The following is a 19,071-nucleotide window of genomic DNA, read 5'->3' as shown; positions in this document are numbered from 1 at the left end:
TATTATGGCTTGTCACATACATTCTTTATATTTGTACGGTAAATAATCTAATACCGTAATGAAACGTAAATTTCTATTCGTCCTTATAATTTTCTGGGTTGCTTTTTCCGTACAGGCAGACCATTTTAAATATTCTTTTTTTTATAGTGCGGGGATGAATGAAGGTATATCGCAATTATCCGTAATGGCGATGTGTCAGGATACTCGCGGATATCTTTGGTTGGGTACACGTAATGGCCTGAACCGTTATAATGGCAGTACATATACTGTATATACTCATCACTCGGGCGATTCTTTAAGTCTGGCAGATAATGAGATTTCAAGTTTGGCAGAACAAGGTGAACGATATTTGTGGATAGGAACAAGCCATGGAGTCAGCCGCTTATCTTTGGAGACAGATAGTATACGTAACTATTATACAAAAGACGGGCTTTCTTCAGAAAGTATACTTACTGTTTATGTAGACCGCCATCAGCAAGTATGGGTGGGCAGTTATTCGGGACTTTGCCGTTATATTCCGGAAAAAGACTGTTTTGAAAAAGTCTCTTTTACAAAAGGCAATCCATCCGTGACGGCTATGATGGAGGACAGTACGGGGAAGTTTTGGATAGGGACTGGGCAAAACGGAGTTTTTCTTTGTAGCAGTAAGATGCAATTTATAAAGCATTTCTGTGAAAAAGACGGCTCTCTTGTTGGGCGTCGGGTTACATCTTTGTACGAGGATGCCTATCATCGTGTATGGGCGGGTACGAATCCCGGTGGAGTTACACGGATAGACCCTCATACGTATACCGCCGTATGCTATACGAGTAAGAACAGTGGATTGAAAAATAATTATGTTCGCTGTATGGCTGAATGGAATGGGGAATTGCTGATGGGAACCTATGACGGTATATATTCTTTTAATCAGTTTGATAATAAGATTACTAAGGTCGGTGGATATGGCGACTGGACTAAGCCGCTGGGACACTATTCTATCTATTCTTTCTGTCTCGACCGTATGGGTACGCTCTGGATTGGTACTTATGCCGGAGGCGTATCCCGATTGAGTACTTTTTCATCACGTTTTGTACGTCATGCACCTGGGGATTGGAATAATATACAAACAGGAATTTATGGTACGGCTTGTTACGACCGGGATAATAATCTGTGGGTAGCAACAGAAGGTTATGGTTTGTTGAATTATGATATTTCTACCGGGGAAACTCATTTTTATCTGATTGATTCTTCGGCATACTCCGTTTATAATGCCAATGTGATAAAATCGGTCTTTGCAGAGAAAGACTGTATTTGGTGTGGTACTACTAAAGGCGAGATCTATCGTTTTGATCTGAAAACGCGCACTTTTAAGCTATTCTACCGTTTTTCTTCACCTTTGTCAGTTTATTCTATAATACGTGATTTCTCCGGTAATTTGTGGGTAGGTGCTTCCAGTGGAAAGTATTCTTTGGTATGTTTTACTCCCTCGGGTGAGTTGATCGAGAAGTGGGTGGATCCTTCGGGAAAGGAGTTACCTGTGTATTCGGTAAGATACCTGTTTGAAGAGCGTCCGGGGGTATTATTGATTGGAACCCGGGGGCGTGGACTTTTACGTATGGAGATAGGTACAGTGGATGAGAAAAATAAGAAGATGGTTGGTTCCCTGGTTTCTTACACTATGGGAAACACTGATATTCGACATCGGTTGAACAGTAATTATATTTCTTCTATATTGCGTACACGGAGTAATGAATTGTGGATTTCTACCTATGGAGGTGGATTGTATCGTATGGATGACGATGGGAATATTGAAAAGACCGTAACGGGTGAGGATGGATTAATGAGTAATACTATCTGTAATCTGGTAGAAGGCGCAGATAATACGTTATGGATGAGCACGGATAAAGGTATAACAGGTTATTCTTTGGAAGATGGCAATATAAGGAATTATCCATTCTCTAATGGTATTCAAATACGTGAATTTACTTTGCATGGTGGGGTGGCTCTGCCTGATGGTACTGTTTGCTTGACGGGGAATGATGGATTTATTACATTCTATACACCCGAAATGCCTGCAAATTCATTTGTACCACCTGTTGTACTGGAGGATTTCCAGGTTAATAACCGTATGGTGTCCGTAGGGGATGAAACTGGCATTCTGAACTGTGTATTAGATTATACGAAAGAGGTTCGTTTGAGTTATGATCAGAATAATATAGCGATAGGATACCGTGCGTTGAACTTTATTAATTCTTCCATGAACAGATATGCGTATCGATTGGAAGGATATGATAAAGGTTGGAATGAAGTAGAAGGACGTACTACTGCTTATTATACCAAATTACCCTCCGGAACTTATACATTCCATGTGAAAGCATCTAATAATGATGGTGTTTGGAATGAAGAAGGGCGTACATTAAAAATCATTATTGCTCCACCTTTGTGGGCAACATGGTATGCGTATATGCTGTATGGCTTATTAGTGATCGCAATAATATTTGTAATATTTTATTATTATAATATGCGTCGTATCTGGCGTGAAAAGCTTCGTGTTGAGCAACGAGAAAAACAACAGCAGGAAGAATTTCATCAGGCAAAAATGCGTTTGTTTACCAATCTTGCTCATGAATTACGTACGCCATTGACACTGATTATTACACCTTTCGAAGAGTTGGTGAGACGAGTGGATATTGGTGCGAGTCTGCATTCCCAATTGATGGTGATTTATAAGAATGCCCAACGTTTGTTGTTGCTTGTCAACCAATTGATGGATTTGCAGAAGAACCAGAGTGGGTCAATGGAGTTGCGAGTGAGTAAAGGAAATGTGTGTGAGTTTATTCGTGAAATTTATTATGCTTTTAAACAGATCGCTCAGACTAACGAAGTAAACTTTACTTTAAAATGCAATCCTGACTCGTTTGTAGCATGGTATGATAAGACTTTGTTGGAAAAAGTGGTGTTTAATCTACTTTCTAATGCTTTTAAGTACACACCTGCAGGGAAAAATATCCACATGGAAGTGGAATATGATCAAGAACGTGGCCGTATTATATTGCGTGTGGAAGATTCAGGATGTGGAATTCCTAAGGAAGAGCGTGAGAAGATATTTACTCCTTTCTATCAGGTACCTGAAACTTCCGGCGTGAATATTTCCGGAACGGGTATCGGATTGAGTCTGGTGTATTCTATTGTAGAACTTCATAAAGGAAGTATTAAGATTGAAGATCGTGCAAATGGTGAGGATGGTACGGTGTTTATTGTGGAATTGCCAGCTACGGCAGATGCCTTTACTGAAAAGGAAAAGGATGTGATGCCGATGGAAACGATTGGTGATACGGCCTTGGCACAACCGGTAGAGGTGAAACCTGCACCGCGATTACCGGGAGATATCCAAAAAAAGCCTGTTATCCTTATAGTAGAAGATGATAAGGGTGTACGTGATTATTTGCATCAGTCTTTGGAAGCTGATTATGAGATATTGGAGGCTTCTAATGGCCTGAAGGGGTATGAACGTGCAGTTCAGGATTTTCCTGACCTGATATTGAGCGATATAATGATGCCTAAGCGAAACGGTCTGGAACTCTGTGCAATGGTGAAAGAAGATGTAAGAATTGGACATATTCCTGTGATACTAATGACGGCACGTTCTATGGTGGTACATATCAAAGAAGGTTTTCAAGCAGGCGCTGACGATTATATTATCAAACCTTTCAGTATGGATATACTTCGTATTCGTATACATAGTTTGTTGCAGTCACGCCAGCAACTGAAGAAGCTTTATGGGCGACACTTCTCTCCTGAGGTTGTAGGTACCGCAATGGTCTCTGCTGATGAACGTTTTTCACAGAAATTGTATGAGGTGATAGAGAAACATATTTCTGATCCTGAACTATCCATTGAGATACTTTGTCAGGAAATAGGTATCAGTCGTGCAAACCTGTATCGTAAGATAAAGGCGATATCTGAATTGTCACCGACCGAACTGATACGTAATAAACGATTGGAAGTGGCGATGAAATATTTGAAAGAAACGGATATGACTATCTCGGACATCGCTGCTGCTTTGGGATTTAGTAGCCATTCTTATTTTTCTAATTCTTTCAAAGCTTTATATGGTATGTCGCCATCAGAATTTATGCAGACTAATATCAAGTCGAAAAAATAAAATGACCTGTCTCAAAAAACTATATTCATTGTCTTAAATGAATAAGGAAGAAGTTTTTTGTACATTATTGCAAGTCGATGAGACGTTATTATAAGCTCTGTATACTGTTTTGTGTTATTTTTGCGTGTGATTAAAAAGCTTAATTTGATAACTATGAAATATAGAAACTGTAAATTAACAAAAATTGTTTTGCCTATCGTTTTAGTGGTAGTTGCGTTTGCTTTTACTACTCATACAATGGAACAGCCTGAAGGTGATCCATTGTTTATAACAAGTATAGTTCCATATAAATCAGGAATGGTTGTTACACAAAAGGGTAATAAGAAAGTGACGATTTACTCGTCTGATTATAAGGAACGTTTGCAGGAATGGAGTTTGGATGAAATACCTACAGGTGTTGCTATAGATGGTGAACGGATTATCGTAACGGTGGCGGGTGAAAATAAAAATGGGGTTTATTTCCTTTCAACTTCTGATCCGTTGGATAAAAGTTTTATAGCGACAGCCTCAGGTGCATGTGCACCGTTGTTGGATGCGCAAACAGGAAATTTGTATGTCTGTAATCAGTTTGCAGGAACAGTTTCTGAGATAGATAAAAATGAAAAGAAGATATTGAGAACGGTACATGTTCTGCGTGAGCCTAAATCTATAGTTTCAGATGCTAAAGGTAAGCATTTGTTTGTCGCGAATTTTCTTCCGGCACAGCGTGCGGATGTAGATACTGTAGCGGCTTGTGTATCGGTAATCGATAAGGATAATTTTCAAAAGATAAAAGATATACAATTGGCGAATGGAAGTAATGCTCTGCGGGGAATGACTATTTCGCCTGACGGACGTTATTTGTTGATTACTCATAATTTGGGACGTTTTCAAGTACCTACTTCGCAGTTACAGCAAGGATGGATGAATACGAGTGCTATGAGTGTTGTGAATTTGGAGACACTGAATTTTGAAGGTCCTGTATTGCTGGACGAACCCGAACGTGGTGCTGCCGGTATCTGGGATGTGAAATGTACGGATGACAAAATTGTAGTCAGCCATTCGGGAACACATGAAATTAGTGTGATAGATTATCCGGCATTCGTACAAAAATTTGAGCAGTATCCACAGAAAGATGCTTTGGCTTATGATTTACGTTTTTTGTATGGTATGCGTCAAAGAATTGCATTGGTCGGTAACGGTCCAAGATGTTTTATGATTAAGGATGGGAATGCTGTGGTGCCTACTTATTTTTCTGATACTTTGAATGTAGTAAATTTGAATTCTGCTTCTGTTCAACCGATTGCTATGGTGAAGAATAGAGTGGAAAGCCGTATACATAAAGGAGAAAAGTATTTTAATGATGCTGAATATTGTTTTCAGAATTGGCAATCTTGTAATGGTTGTCATCCCGGTGATGCCCGTATGGATGCTATGAATTGGGATTTGATGAATGATGGTATCGGTAATTCAAAGAACTGCAAGAGTTTACTACTTTCTCATGTTACTCCTCCGGCTATGATTTCTGGAATACGCGCTTCTTCTTATGTAGCTGTACGTACTGGGTATAAATTTATTCAGTTTATAGATCTGCCTGAAGAATATGCCACTTGCGTAGATGAATATCTTTTGTCCTTAAAGCCGCTCCCAAGTCCTTATTTAGTGAATGGGGAATTATCAGAGAAAGCAAAACGGGGACGTAAGGTCTTTGAAAAATTTAAATGTGACGAATGTCATTCCGGACCTTATTATACGGATATGAAGATGCATCGTATAGGTGAGGATGTTGAGTTTGAGCAAGGTTGGGATACTCCTACTTTAAGAGAAGTGTGGCGCACTGCTCCTTACTTATTTGATGGAAGAGCGGCTACGATGAAAGAAGTTTTTGAAGTATACAAACATGGTATAGACAAGAAAATATCATCGAAAGAAGCTGATGAACTTGCTGAATATGTGAATTCACTCTGATGATATGTACTGTATACAGAAAGAAAACTATGATTGCTAAAGAAGAAAATATAGAGATAATACATCGTTTTTTTCAGACGGAAAAAGCACCTTTGGGTGAAATGGTAGCTAAGTTGTTGGAACAGTATGTCGCAATTTATTTGCCTGTACGTATGGTCTTCTTTGGGGCATCTACGGACAATGAAGAGTATGTTTCCCAATTTGCTTTTTTGAAGGAGGCTGTAGCAAGAGTATTCCCTGCAGAAAGACCTTTGGTAAGTTATGTTGCCCAACCTGTCGATACGGAAGGTATCGCTATGGAAGTGCATGAAGTGGTGTTGACTGGACTGGATGTGGTTTCTTATCGGAATTATACTGATATACCTTATATAATAGTAGAACGTGAAGGCTGTAAACGGTTGTTTCTGGGTGGAGTGATAGCTGATGTGCTGCATCAAAGTATTCGTGAGCAGTCCGATGATGTCTTTGCACATATTAACCGGGTGTTACAAAAGGAACAAATGCCGGTTTCTGCTATTGTTCGTCAATGGAATTATATTGAGAAGATTACGGAATATGATGTTTCTGGGCATCAGCATTATCAAGATTTCAATGATGCGCGTTCTTTGTTCTATGAAAATGTAGAATGGAAAACAGGTTACCCAGCAGCAACGGGGATAGGTACTCAATGGGGAGGTATTATGATAGATATGGATGTGCTTCTTTGTGAGGATGAAACAGTACTGGTAGTAGGAGTGGATAATCCATTACAGGTAGCTGCACATGCTTATTCTCAGAATGTGTTATTGGGAGAAACGGTATTGCAACAGAAGACAACTCCTAAGTTTGAACGTGCTAAAGCTGTATGGAAAGAGGATCATGGTTTTATCTATATATCAGGAACAGCAGCCATCCGTGGAGAACTTAGCTTGGATGGGGTTGGTATAGAAGAACAAACATTGACAACTTTGGAAAATATCGAATACCTGGTTTCTGCAGAGAATTTGAAACATACTGGTGTTCCGGTTACTATGGATAGTGAGTTGATAAATTTTCGTGTATATGTAAAACATTGGGAGGATTTGGAAAAAGCCAGAAAAGTAGTGGAAATGAGATATCCTAATTTACCTGTTATCTATACATTAACAGATGTATGCCGTTCGGAGTTGCTGATAGAAATAGAAGGAATGGGAATACTTCAATAGAAAAACCAATATAAATAAAAATAATATGAAAGTAAAGAAAGTATTAACGTTGGCATTAATTGCCGTTTGCGGTATGGGAATGGTTGCTTGTACGGCAGAAACTAAAAAAACAGAACAAGTTATGACACAGGAAAAAGCTACGTATCAGAAGAAGTACACGAATGCTGACTTCTACAAAGATGGTAAGTTTGATCAAGAAGCTGCTAAAAAAGCTTTTCTTGATATGTTTGATTTCTATGGATATCCTTTCACTCCATTGATGGAAAAAGATATCTGGTTTACAGATTTTGGTTTGGGTGATTTTGAACATGTAGGTATGGGTGGTATTTTCTGGATTAATGATCCTGAATATGGATATTTTGCTCATAATATCTATTTGTTACCTGGACAAATGATACCGGAACATGCGCACGTAAAAACGAAATTCCCGGCGAAGCATGAATCTTGGATGGTAAATCATGGTTGGGTTTATAATTTCTCTGAGATAGGTGATGAAACCCCGAATGCTCCTGAAATCCCGGTAGGTCATGGTCCTATCAAGAGTAAGAATTTTGTTGTTCAGAAAGTGGGAGATGTTCTCCGTCTGAAGCAATTGGAAACTTATCATTTCATGATGGCAGGTCCTGAGGGTGCTATTGTTGAAGAATGGGCATGCTACCATGACAATGATGGCTTACGCTTTACAAATACAAAAGCTGCATTGTAATTTATAAAACATAATACCATGAGAAAGATAAATCATATTGGAATACCTGTTCAACAACCGGTACCGGGTGAAGTTTATAATGAGGGAATGAAGGTTTACCTGACTGATTTTGCCCAAAGTCCAAATAAGATAGAATTTCTTCGTTTTGATAAAGATAGCTGGATGCCTGAAAAAATTCAGAAATTGGCTCATATTGCATACGAAGTTGACGATCTAGATAAAGAGTTGGAAAATGCGAAAGTTTTACTTCCCAAGACAGTTGTTAATGAAAGTTTGACCATTGCATTCATTGAAGAAGAGGGTATTGCTTTGGAATTGATGCAGTTTAATTAAATAAAAAAAATATGATACATAAATTTATAAATGACCCGGATAATCTGACTTCTGAATTATTGGAAGGTTATGTGATGGCATATAGTGATCAAGTAGCTATTGGAGGAGAAAATATCATTGTACGTGCACATGCCAAGTCAGAAGATAAAGTGGCTGTTATTACTTTGGGTGGTTCGGGACACGAACCTGCATTAAGTGGTTTTGTAGGAGAAGGTATGTTGGATTGTTCGGTAGTGGGAGATATTTTTGCTGCTCCGGGTGCCCAACGTGTTTTTCAGGCTTTACAGTTATTCAAGCGTGAGGCTGGTATTTTGTTAGTGGTATTGAACCACTCAGGTGACGTGATGAGTGCAAATATGGCATGTCAGTTGGCGGAACGTGTAGGTATCAAGGTGAAGACAATTCTTACCCATGATGATATCAGTGCCGGACTTGATGCTCCCGATGACGATCGTCGTGGATTGGCGGGTTGTGTTCCTTTGATTAAGATTGTGGGAGCTGCTGCAGAAGAAGGAAAATCTTTGGATGAGATTATTGAGATTGGCGAGCGTTTCAACAAAAAGGTTGCAACTTTAGCAGTTGCTATGAAGTCTTGTACACATCCACAAAATGGAATGATGATTTCAGAACTTCCTGACGGGGAGATAGAAATCGGTATGGGGCAACATGGTGAAGGTGGCGGCGGACGTAAAAAATTGGTTTCAGCGAATGAAACAGCAGAAGAAATGATTGGTCTGTTGATGAAGAAATTGCAGCCTAAAGCTGGTGACAAAGCATTGTTGATAATCAATGGTGTAGGTGCTACTACTCACATGGAAATGAATATCGTATATCGCAAGGCACATCAGGTTTTGGAGAATGCCGGTCTTGAGGTAGCAGCAAGCCGTATCGGTGAATTGCTGACAGTTCAGGAACAAGCAGGTTTCCAGATGATCCTTGGTTTGTTGGATGCCGATCATGTTGATTATCTGAATAATAAAATGTCGAATGCTCCATATTGGACGACTATTGGAAAGTAAACATGAATAAACTGACAGTAGAAGATTTTAAAAAAATGCTCCGTAATGCATTGGCTTGCATTACGGAGCGTGCTGATGAGTTCTCCAAATTAGATGCGGTGTTGGGTGACGGTGATCATGGTACAGCTATTGTACAAGCGATGACTGCCATTGTGGATACTGCTGAAAAAGGGACAGAATTCAAGACGATGCTGAACGATATGGGATTTAACGTGATGTTGCAGATTAGTGGTTCTACCAGTACCTTGTTAGGAGGCTTTTTCCTGGGAATGAGCGATCACGTGGAAGGTATGGAGCTGGATGCAATAGCTGTGAAAGCAATGTTTGCTGGTGGGCTTGCCGGCGTAAAAAAACAGACGAAGGCGCAACGTGGTGATAAAACTATGATGGATGCCTTGATCCCGGCTGTAGAAGCAATGCAGAGTATTGATTCAAGTGATATTAAAACAATTTTGGAAGCTGGTGCAGCAGCAGCTTTACAGGGAGCTGAAGCAACTAAAAACATGAAAGCAAACTTTGGACGTGCCCGTAACTATGGCGAACGTTCTATTGGTTATGCTGATTCGGGTGCTTCTTCGTGGTCTTGTATGTTTGATGCGTTTGCAAAAGCGTTATAAGTAAACTTAAAGATAGATAGAAAGAAATTAAGATATGGCTGATTTAGATGATTTGAGAGAAGGCTGTAATTTTGGTTTAGGAGTTGCTTCTGCCAATCAGAGCTTTCATGTAAAAGGGGCGGAAAATCTTCCATGGGGAATGAAAGACCGTTTGTCTCGTATATTTAACCCTAGAACTGGTAAGACGGTGATGCTTGCTTGTGATCATGGTTTTATCATGGGACCTACTTCCGGTTTGGAACGTATTGATTTGAATATTGTTCCGCTGATTGAATATGCTGATTGCTTGATGTGTACTCGTGGTATTCTTCGTTCTGTAATACCACCTACTACCAATAAACCTATTTGTTTGCGTTCTGATGCTGGTACTTCTATTCTGACATCATTGAATGATAATGTATTGATTGATGTTGAAGATGCTATTCGTATGAATGTATCTGCAATGGCAGTGATGTTGTCTATTGGAGATGCAGAACATGAGGCTACAACGGTGGCAAACTTGTATAAGGCGGTGGATAAGGGTACTCGTTATGGTATACCGGTAATGGGAGTAACGGCTGTTGGTAAAGATATGGCACGCGATGCTCGTTATTTTGGTTTGGCTTCTCGTATTGCAGCCGAAAATGGCGCGAATATCGTGAAGACTTATTATTGTGATGGCTTTGAAAAGGTGGTTGCTGCATGTCCGGTACCTGTAGTGATTGCAGGTGGTAAGAAGTTACCTGAGTTGGAAGCACTTGAACTATGCTATAAAGCTATTAATGAAGGTGCGGCCGGTGTTGATATGGGACGTAATGTATTCCAGTCAGAAGCTCCTGCAGCAATGATACAGGCAGTTAGTGCAGTAGTACATGACAATATGAAACCAACACAGGCATTAGAACTGTTCAATGAATTGAAAAATAAGTAACAACGACTGCAAAATAAAACATGATGAGGTTTTATATATTTGTTATAACTATTTTTTTATGTGGTTTTCGGGCGGCAGCACAGGATAAGATCCTGGTTGCCGGTTCCGGGAATCCATTTATCCTGCTTGTAGATAAACAGACTGGAAAGGTAGAATGGAAACATTCATTAGAGAAAGGGGAAGAATGTAATACGGTAGCTTTGACTAAAGATGGTAACGTTTTATATTCTTATAAGAAAGGTGCAAAGGTGGTGACATGGGATCATCAAGTAGTATGGGATTTTCCTGCACCGGATAAGACAGAACTCCAGTCAGCCACTATATTGCGTAATGGTGGATTTTTATTGGGAATCTGTGGAAATCCTGCACGTTTTATTGAGCTGGATAAAAAGGGGAGAAAGGTGAATGAGACTACATTTGATTTGGGTATAGAAAAGCCTCATAGTCAATTTAGGCAGGTATTTCAGTTGAAAAATAAAAATTATTTGATACCGGTTATGGCTAAACGTAAGGTTATAGAAATAAGCCGGAAAGGTAAATTGATTGCTGAACATAAGATAGATGGAGGAGCTTTTTCTTCACTGGAACTGTCGGATGGTAATTTGTTGTTACCTTGTGGAGATGTTCACTATTATATTGTTATAGATCGCAATACAGGTAAGGAACTAAAACGAGTAACTTCTCAAGAAGTAAAAGGGGCCGCTTTATGGTTTGTAGCCCAAATTTTGGAGTTGAGTAATAAAAATTTGTTGATTTGTAATTGGTGCGGACATACGAGAGGAACAGTTGTAGACGTACCACAATTAATTGAGCTAGATAGAGAAGGTAAAGCCGTATGGACTTTGAATGACAAGCAGAATATTGGTTTGGTTTCTGCAGCCTGTTATCTGAAGAATTTTCGGTTACCGGATTTGAAATAGAGATATTAACTTTAAAAAGGTAGTATGAGTAAAAAACTGATAGTAATGTCTGTATGCATTGCTTTAGTATTTCCGACTATGGCACAGCGGAAAGCAAAAGTAAATGCGCCTGTTACGTGGGCGGAGAGTATTGCCGTAGCTAAAAATCAGGCTAATGCTGAAATGCAGAAGACTTGTTTGCCAGTTGCATCAAAAATTATAAAAGCTAAGGCTGCTGCAGAGCCTTTTTCTGCGGATGTGACAGGACTTGATGAAATGGTGTTGTACACATGGGGAACAGTAGACGGAACCAGTGATGATCAGGCAATATGGGCGAATGCCAAACTTATTGCAGCAGATGGTTCTTCTGTTTGGTTGAATGATTTGAAGGATACTTTTAAAAAAACAGGTAGCGGTAGTTTGCGCATGAAGGGAAATGCCAAAGGTGAACCAGTTATCATGAAAGGTAAACGTTATGATCGTACGATTATGGCTAATGCCAATGCACAGATTGTGGTTCCTTTGGATAAGAAATATGTACGTTTTGAAGCGGAAATCGGTTTAGAGAACCGTTCTTCGTCGGGTACGGTTATTTTCCGTTTACAAGGTATTACTGGTGCAGAAGCCGCAGCAGATATCGTGAAAAAATATCCGACAGAATCTACCTGGTTCTTGCCTTTTGCCGGTAGTGATATGAAAGCTTTGGTTACAACATATGATGCTTCTATTGAGAAACACATAGTAACTTCTGTTGTAAACTTGCTGAAAGATAAGTCTTATTTTAATGCGCAAATTGCGCAGATTTCTTCCAAATCTTCATTGGATGAACAGGTTATTGGTTATTTGAATTTGGCACAAGATGCCATGAAAGTATATCAGTTGCAGAGTTCTTTGAGTTGGATCAATTTGCGCGCCATTGAGGATGCTTACAATGATATGGTTAAAATTTCTGGTTTTGATGCAAATATTAACCAGACTAAACTAGTTCAGTTGAAACAACTTTGTGGAAAAGGATTTGCTGGTATCTATAAAAATGATGTTGTTGCCATACAGGATGCAAAGAAAGCTTTAGATCTGAAACGTGAGATCCTTTTAGCAAATCCGACGTTGGACGTGGATAAAATTATTGTAGGTCGTTATAAGATAGGTACTAGTGCACGTCAGATAAACCCTCGTGCTTTGGGTACTCAAAATAACAACTGGTCTAACCAGACCTCTGCTCCTCGTGGAGGATTTAATGCTGAAATTGTAGAACTGTCTGATTTGCGTGGAGATGTTAAGGTTCGTACTATTTTTAAGCCTACTAATGGTTCCTCGGTTCCTGATTTGAAATTGCATTGGGATGCTGAACGTTTGATGTTTTCTATGGTAGATACGGACAAACGATGGCAGGTATTCGAGGTGAGATTGGATGGTACAGGCTTGAAGAAACTGATAGAGACTCCTGAAAAAGATTTGGAATTCTTTGATGCTACTTATCTACCTTCCGGTAAGCTTATTGCAGTGTCCAATATTGGATATAATGGTGTACCTTGTGTAAATGGTAATGATGAAGTAGGTAATATGTGCCTTTATGATCCGAAAGACCGTTCTTTGCGTCGACTGACTTTTGATCAGGATGCAAACTGGGCTCCTACAGTTATGAATAATGGCCGTATCATGTATACTCGTTGGGAATATACGGATTTGACACATTATTTTTCTCGCTTTGTAATGCACATGAATCCTGATGGTACAGAGCAGAAGTCTTTGTATGGTAGTGGCTCTTATTTCCCGAATAGTATTTTTGATGCAAAACCTCTTCCGGGGCATGCTTCTCAGTTTATAGGTGTTATTTCTGGCCATCATGGTGTGGCACGTTCAGGACGTCTGATGTTGTTTGATCCATCAAAAAGTCGTAAATCAGAAAAGGGAATGTTGCAGGAACTGCCTTTTCGGGATCGTAAAATTGAACCGATTGTAAAAGACCGTTTGGTGGATGGTGTATGGCCACAATTTATCAAACCTTATCCTTTGACGGATAAATATTTTTTGGTTACTGCCAAACTAGATGAAAATTCACTTTGGGGTATTTACTTGATTGATATTTATGATAATCTGACCTTGATTGCAGAGTTTGAAGGTGAAGGTTTGATTTGCCCTATTCCTGTAAAGAAGACTCCAGTACCTCCTGTAATACCTGATAAGATTGTTCCGGGAGACAAAGAAGCTACCGTATTTATTCAGGATATTTATGAAGGTGAGGGTCTGAAAGGAGTACCTCGTGGTACAGTGAAATCATTCCGTGTATTAGCTTATGAATATGCCTATAATAAGACTCCGTCTGATCATTGGGCACAAGGAGTACAGAGTGGTTGGGATATCAAACGTCTTTTAGGTACTGTACCTGTAGAAGAAGATGGTTCTGCTATCTTTAAGATTCCTGCTAATACTCCGATCGCATTACAACCATTGGATTCTGAAGGACGTGCAGTACAGTGGATGCGTAGCTGGTTGACTGGTATGCCGGGTGAAACTGTATCCTGTGTAGGTTGTCATGAAGATCAAAATCAATTACCTATTCCGAAACGAGTAAAGGCATCTACCATTCCTCCTCATAAGATTACTATACCCGAGGGAGGACAGCGCTCTTTTACATTTGATCTTGAAGTACAGCCTATTTTGGATCGTGCTTGTGTTTCTTGTCATGACGGTTCCAATAAATTGGCTGATTTTAGAGGAGGACGTATTGATGAATTCTCTGGATTTGGTGAAAGTTATCTGAATTTGCATCCATATGTCTATCGTCAAGGACCGGAGGCAGAAATTGAAGTTCTAAATCCATATGAATATCATGCTTCTGCCAGCCAACTTGTCAAAATATTAAGAACTGGACATCATGGTGTGGAATTGACTGATAAGGAATGGAAAACGATCTATAACTGGATTGATTTTAATGCTCCTTATCATGGTAAGTTTAAAGCTAATATCTTTAAAGGGGTTGAACAGATCAGTCGTCGTAAAGAGTTAGCTGATAAATATGCAAATGCTGGTGTAGACTGGCAGGCTGAAATCCGTTCGTATGCTCAATATCTGGAATCGCGAGAGAAACCGACTCCTGTGAAACCTGAAAAGAAAGAGTATAAGGATAAGGAAGTGAAAGTAAAAGGATGGCCTTTTGATAAGATCATGGCTCAGACAATGATTAGTAAAGAAGGTGATTCGAAGATGAGTATTGAGTTGGCTCCGGGTATAAAAATGAACTTTGTTCGTATTCCTGCCGGTTCATTCGTGATGGGTAGTAATCGTGGACATTCAGATTATTCACCAGCTAATAAACAAGTGGTGAAGAAAGCATTCTGGATGGGGGAAATAGAAGTCAGTAACGAGCAATTCCGTACTATTTTCCCAGAGCATAATAGCCGTTTCGACAGACAGTTGTGGAAAGACCATGTGCATCAGGGATATCCAGCTAACCAACCGGAGCAACCTGCTATTCGTGTCAGTTGGGAAGAGGCCATGGCTTTCTGCCAGAAGTTAAGTGAGAAGACTGGTAAGAATATCACATTGCCAACAGAAGTACAGTGGGAGTGGGCATGTCGTGCCGGTAGTGACGATGCTTTCTGGTATGGTTCATTGAATACGGATTTTGCTAAATTTGAAAATATGGCAGATAAGCAGTTGAATAAGATGGCTGTTCGTGGAGTAAATCCACAACCAATGAAAGAAACTGATTCGTGGTATAAGTATTATACTTTCCAACCTAAGGAAAATGGTGTAGATGATGGTAACATGTTGCAAGTGAAGGGAGGCGGTTATCAAGCTAATCCATTTGGATTGTACGATATGCAGGGGAATGTTTCTGAATGGACGCGTTCTGACTATTTACCTTATCCATATAGTGAGAAAAATCAGGGAAGTGGTACGGAGAAAGTGGTACGTGGCGGTTCTTGGACAGATCACCCAAAAACATGTACAGCTTATTACCGTAGATCATATTTGCCTTGGCAGAAAGTATATAACGTCGGTTTCCGTGTGATTATAGAAGATTAATAAGTGATTGATAGACCGGCGCTTGTATCCTTAATAAAAGGATAGTGCGCCGGTTTCTTTTTAGACTAAAATGATGAAGGAGCAGAATAAAATAGGATTAGTGGCCGGCCCATGTAGCGCAGAAAATCGTATGCAGATGTTGGAAACGGCAAGAGGATTAAAAAATATAGGAGTTAATATCTTGCGTGCCGGTTTATGGAAACCCCGTTCTAGATATGGTACATTTGAGGGAGTGGGTGAACGCGGATTAGTATGGCTGAATGAGATACAACAGGAGTTGGGAATGAAAGTTATGACTGAGGTTGCATTGCCTGCCCATGTAGAGGTTGCTATGAAAGCGGGAGTAGATATGGTATGGATTGGTGCACGAACAACTGTAAATCCATTTATGATGCACGAGTTGGCGGAAGCATTACGCGGTTTTAATATTCCTGTTTGGATAAAGAACCCGGTATCTCCGGATATTGAACTTTGGCTTGGAGCAGTTGAACGGCTTCAACATTCAGATGTGCAAGATATTCGTGTGATCCATCGTGGCTTTTGTACAATAGATAGTGCTCCTTATCGAAATGCTCCTCTTTGGGAGTGTTTGGATGGATTTCGTGCGCATTTTCCCAATATACCTTTTTATTGTGATCCGAGTCATATTGCTGGAAAACGTGAATTATTGGCTTCAGTTTGCAAGAAAGCATTATCTTTGCATGTGGATGGTTTGTTTATTGAATCGCACTGTTGTCCACAGAAAGCTTTATCGGATTCTGCTCAGCAGCTTACTCCTGATGGTTTGGCTGAGTTGCTGCATACTTTGAATGTGTCTATAGAACAATAATATGAAGAAATTTCTTTCCTCTGTAAAGAATATGTTTATATCTTGGCGATTTGCCTTGATACTGTTGGTGATATATGCTATTGTATTAGCAGTGGCAACTTTTATAGAGAAAGTTCAGGGTACCTCTGTTGCCAGAAAACTGATTTATAACCAACCCATATTTTATTTGCTTCAGTTGCTAATGGTAATGCAATTTATTGTAATTGGTATTCGTATGCAACTTTGGAAACAACGTAAGTATGGCATATGTCTGTTCCATGTTTCTTTTATCGTCATTTTGACAGGAGCTTTGGTTACAAATTTGTTTGGTTTTGAGGGGATCGTACATATTCGGGAGGGAGAAACAACTTCTCAGTTGCATCTTACGGATGGAACACATGAATTGCCTTTTACGATTCACCTAGACGATTTTAAATTATTGCGTTATCCGGGATCGCACAGTCCGTCTTCTTTTGAGAGTTTTCTTACGATTTCTTCTGATAGTGATACACGTGCTGAACATATTTATATGAACAAGGTGATATATGAACAAGGATATCGTATCTATCAATCTTCTTACGATTCGGATGAGCAAGGGACTGTTTTGTCTGTAAATCATGATGGTTGGGGTACAGGTATTACTTATATAGGATATTTGTTGCTTCTTGTGGGGATGTTGTTGACTGTGGTAGACCCAAAATCTCGTTTTCGCCAATTAGCCAGACAATTAAAAAAGGCTGTACCGGTATTGTTGTTATGCTGTTTTCCATCCTGTCTGTCTGCTCAGGAAGTAATCTCTAATCAATTAGAAAAAAATACTATTCCTGCCGCACAAGCAGAGGAATGGGGGCGCATGCAGATACAATGTCCTACGGGACGTATTGAACCTATAAATACCTATACATCTAAACTGCTGCGTAAACTTTACCGAAGTGAAACTTTCGAGGGATTACGTTCAGAACAGGTTATTTTCGGTTTTCTTATAAATCCTTCTTATTGGAGTAATATACCTTTTATTCGTCAATCCAACAAAGAAATGGCTCGAGAATTAAAGTTACCTTCAGATAAATATATTCGTTTTTCTGATTTATTTGATGAAGAAGGACGTTATGTTATTGCTGATGCCGTAGAACGTGCATATTCTCGTCCTGTGTCAGAACGTTCACGGATAGAAAAGGATTTATTGAAATTGGATGAAAAGGCAAATATCCTTTATTCTTTGCAGCAAGGTCAGATGTTAGCTTTTTTCCCTTTACCGGAAGATGTGGATGGTAAGTGGTATTCACCAGGTGATGATTTGAAAGAATTCTCGGGTAGAGACTCTATGTTTGTTTCTAAAATATTCCCTTGGTATTTGGCGGAGTCTTACAATGCTCTGCGTACAGGTGACTGGTCGGCATCAAATGAAGTATTATCTATGATGAATGTGTATCAGCAAAAACGAACTACAACAGGTTTATTGACAGATAAACAAATTTCATGGGAATTGTTTTATAATCGTGCTGAATTATTCTTTTGGTCGGCTGTGGGATATATGACCGTAGGTTTATTGCTTCTTTTAGTTTCTGTCTGGTTTTTGTTGAAATCCAAACGTTGGCTTCGGGTAGTTACCATTGTGTTAATGGTAGGTGTAGTAGTTTTATTCCTATTGCAAACTTTTGGTATTGGTATACGTTGGTATATTTCTGGTCGGGCTCCTTGGGCTAACGCTTATGAATCGATGGTTTATGTGGCGTGGGCTACAGTCTTGGCAGGACTTTTGTTTATCCGTCGTTCATCAATGACTTTGGCATTGGCTGCTTTCTTTGCTGGTATTATTCTGTTTGTTGCTAATCTCAATTTTATGGATCCTGAGATAACTCCTTTAGTACCTGTACTGAAATCATATTGGTTAATGATACATGTAGCGGTCATTACTGCAAGTTATGGTTTCTTCGGCATGAGTTTCCTGTTAGGTCTGCTTTCATTGGGGTTTATGGCGTCAGACAAGAAGTCGGTGTTGTTGAACCCTCATATTCGTGAATTGCGGATTATTAATGAAATTTCTCTTAATATTGGTCTGTATTTATTGACTGCTGGTATCTTTTTGGGTGCCGTATGGGCGAATGAATCATGGGGGCGTTATTGGGGATGGGATCCTAAAGAAACCTGGGCTCTTATTACAATGATTGTTTATGCCTTTGTTCTGCATGCCCGTTTTATTTCTTATCTGCGTTCAGATTATGCCTTTAGTGTGATGTCTGTTTTTGCGTTAGCATCAGTATTAATGACTTATTTTGGAGTAAACTATTACCTTTCCGGTTTGCATTCTTATGGTAGTGGTGATACACCACCGGGGTTACATGCAGTTCTCATTGTGTTTGGCTTGGCTTTGGTACTGGCTTTGTATGTAGGAGAAAAACAGCGTAAACGTTTGTTATAGTGAATTTTATTACTAAGTAGTATTGAATTATTTAGTAGGTTCAAAATTTA

General features: G+C 39.5%; 12 protein-coding genes. All 12 read left to right on the top strand.

Annotation, left to right across the window (positions count from 1 at the left end; all coding sequences use genetic code 11):
- Window positions 1-58 precede the first annotated feature (58 nt).
- The gene (locus DXC10_RS09225) at window positions 59-4,144 is read left to right on the top strand and encodes a hybrid sensor histidine kinase/response regulator transcription factor (protein WP_117737717.1); all 4,086 of its coding nucleotides are present in this window, start codon (window positions 59-61) and stop codon (window positions 4,142-4,144) included.
- A gap of 237 nt (window positions 4,145-4,381) precedes the next feature.
- Window positions 4,382-6,091 (top strand): YVTN family beta-propeller repeat-containing protein, encoded by a 1,710-nt coding sequence (locus tag DXC10_RS09220; protein ID WP_233519909.1) that lies wholly within the window; start codon window positions 4,382-4,384, stop codon window positions 6,089-6,091.
- 29 nt (window positions 6,092-6,120) lie between these two features.
- Window positions 6,121-7,275: a hypothetical protein gene (locus tag DXC10_RS09215; protein WP_233519901.1), complete on the top strand. Its 1,155-nt coding sequence runs from the start codon at window positions 6,121-6,123 to the stop codon at window positions 7,273-7,275.
- 25 nt (window positions 7,276-7,300) lie between these two features.
- Window positions 7,301-7,981 carry a hypothetical protein gene (locus tag DXC10_RS09210; RefSeq protein ID WP_101545077.1) on the top strand — a complete coding sequence of 227 codons (681 nt, stop codon included), beginning with the start codon at window positions 7,301-7,303 and terminating at the stop codon, window positions 7,979-7,981.
- An 18-nt stretch (window positions 7,982-7,999) separates the two neighbouring features.
- Window positions 8,000-8,314 carry a VOC family protein gene (locus DXC10_RS09205; RefSeq protein ID WP_101545079.1) on the top strand — a complete coding sequence of 105 codons (315 nt, stop codon included), beginning with the start codon at window positions 8,000-8,002 and terminating at the stop codon, window positions 8,312-8,314.
- An 11-nt stretch (window positions 8,315-8,325) separates the two neighbouring features.
- Window positions 8,326-9,333 (top strand): dihydroxyacetone kinase subunit DhaK, encoded by a 1,008-nt coding sequence (locus DXC10_RS09200; RefSeq protein ID WP_101545081.1) that lies wholly within the window; start codon window positions 8,326-8,328, stop codon window positions 9,331-9,333.
- Window positions 9,334-9,335: 2 nt separating this feature from the next.
- The gene (locus DXC10_RS09195) at window positions 9,336-9,950 is read left to right on the top strand and encodes a DAK2 domain-containing protein (protein ID WP_101545082.1); all 615 of its coding nucleotides are present in this window, start codon (window positions 9,336-9,338) and stop codon (window positions 9,948-9,950) included.
- Between the two features lie 34 nt (window positions 9,951-9,984).
- Entirely contained in the window at window positions 9,985-10,860 is an 876-nt protein-coding gene (gene lsrF / locus DXC10_RS09190) for a 3-hydroxy-5-phosphonooxypentane-2,4-dione thiolase (protein ID WP_101545084.1), read from the top strand.
- A gap of 20 nt (window positions 10,861-10,880) precedes the next feature.
- Window positions 10,881-11,780 (top strand): hypothetical protein, encoded by a 900-nt coding sequence (locus DXC10_RS09185; RefSeq protein ID WP_370448209.1) that lies wholly within the window; start codon window positions 10,881-10,883, stop codon window positions 11,778-11,780.
- Window positions 11,781-11,804: 24 nt separating this feature from the next.
- On the top strand, window positions 11,805-15,791 hold the full coding sequence (locus DXC10_RS09180; RefSeq protein ID WP_101545086.1) for an SUMF1/EgtB/PvdO family nonheme iron enzyme: 3,987 nt from the start codon (window positions 11,805-11,807) through the stop codon (window positions 15,789-15,791).
- Window positions 15,792-15,861: 70 nt separating this feature from the next.
- Window positions 15,862-16,620, top strand: coding sequence for a phospho-2-dehydro-3-deoxyheptonate aldolase (locus DXC10_RS09175; RefSeq protein ID WP_101545088.1), 759 nt, complete (start codon window positions 15,862-15,864; stop codon window positions 16,618-16,620).
- Between the two features lies 1 nt (window position 16,621).
- Entirely contained in the window at window positions 16,622-19,021 is a 2,400-nt protein-coding gene (gene ccsA / locus DXC10_RS09170; RefSeq protein WP_101545090.1) for a cytochrome c biogenesis protein CcsA, read from the top strand.
- Window positions 19,022-19,071: the final 50 nt, after the last annotated feature.

It is taken from the genome of Bacteroides sp. OM08-11 (assembly GCF_003438665.1).
GTDB classification, from domain to species: domain Bacteria; phylum Bacteroidota; class Bacteroidia; order Bacteroidales; family Bacteroidaceae; genus Bacteroides; species Bacteroides cutis.
Note: the sequence above shows the minus strand (reverse complement) of the source record. Positions and strands in the feature narration are given on the sequence as shown.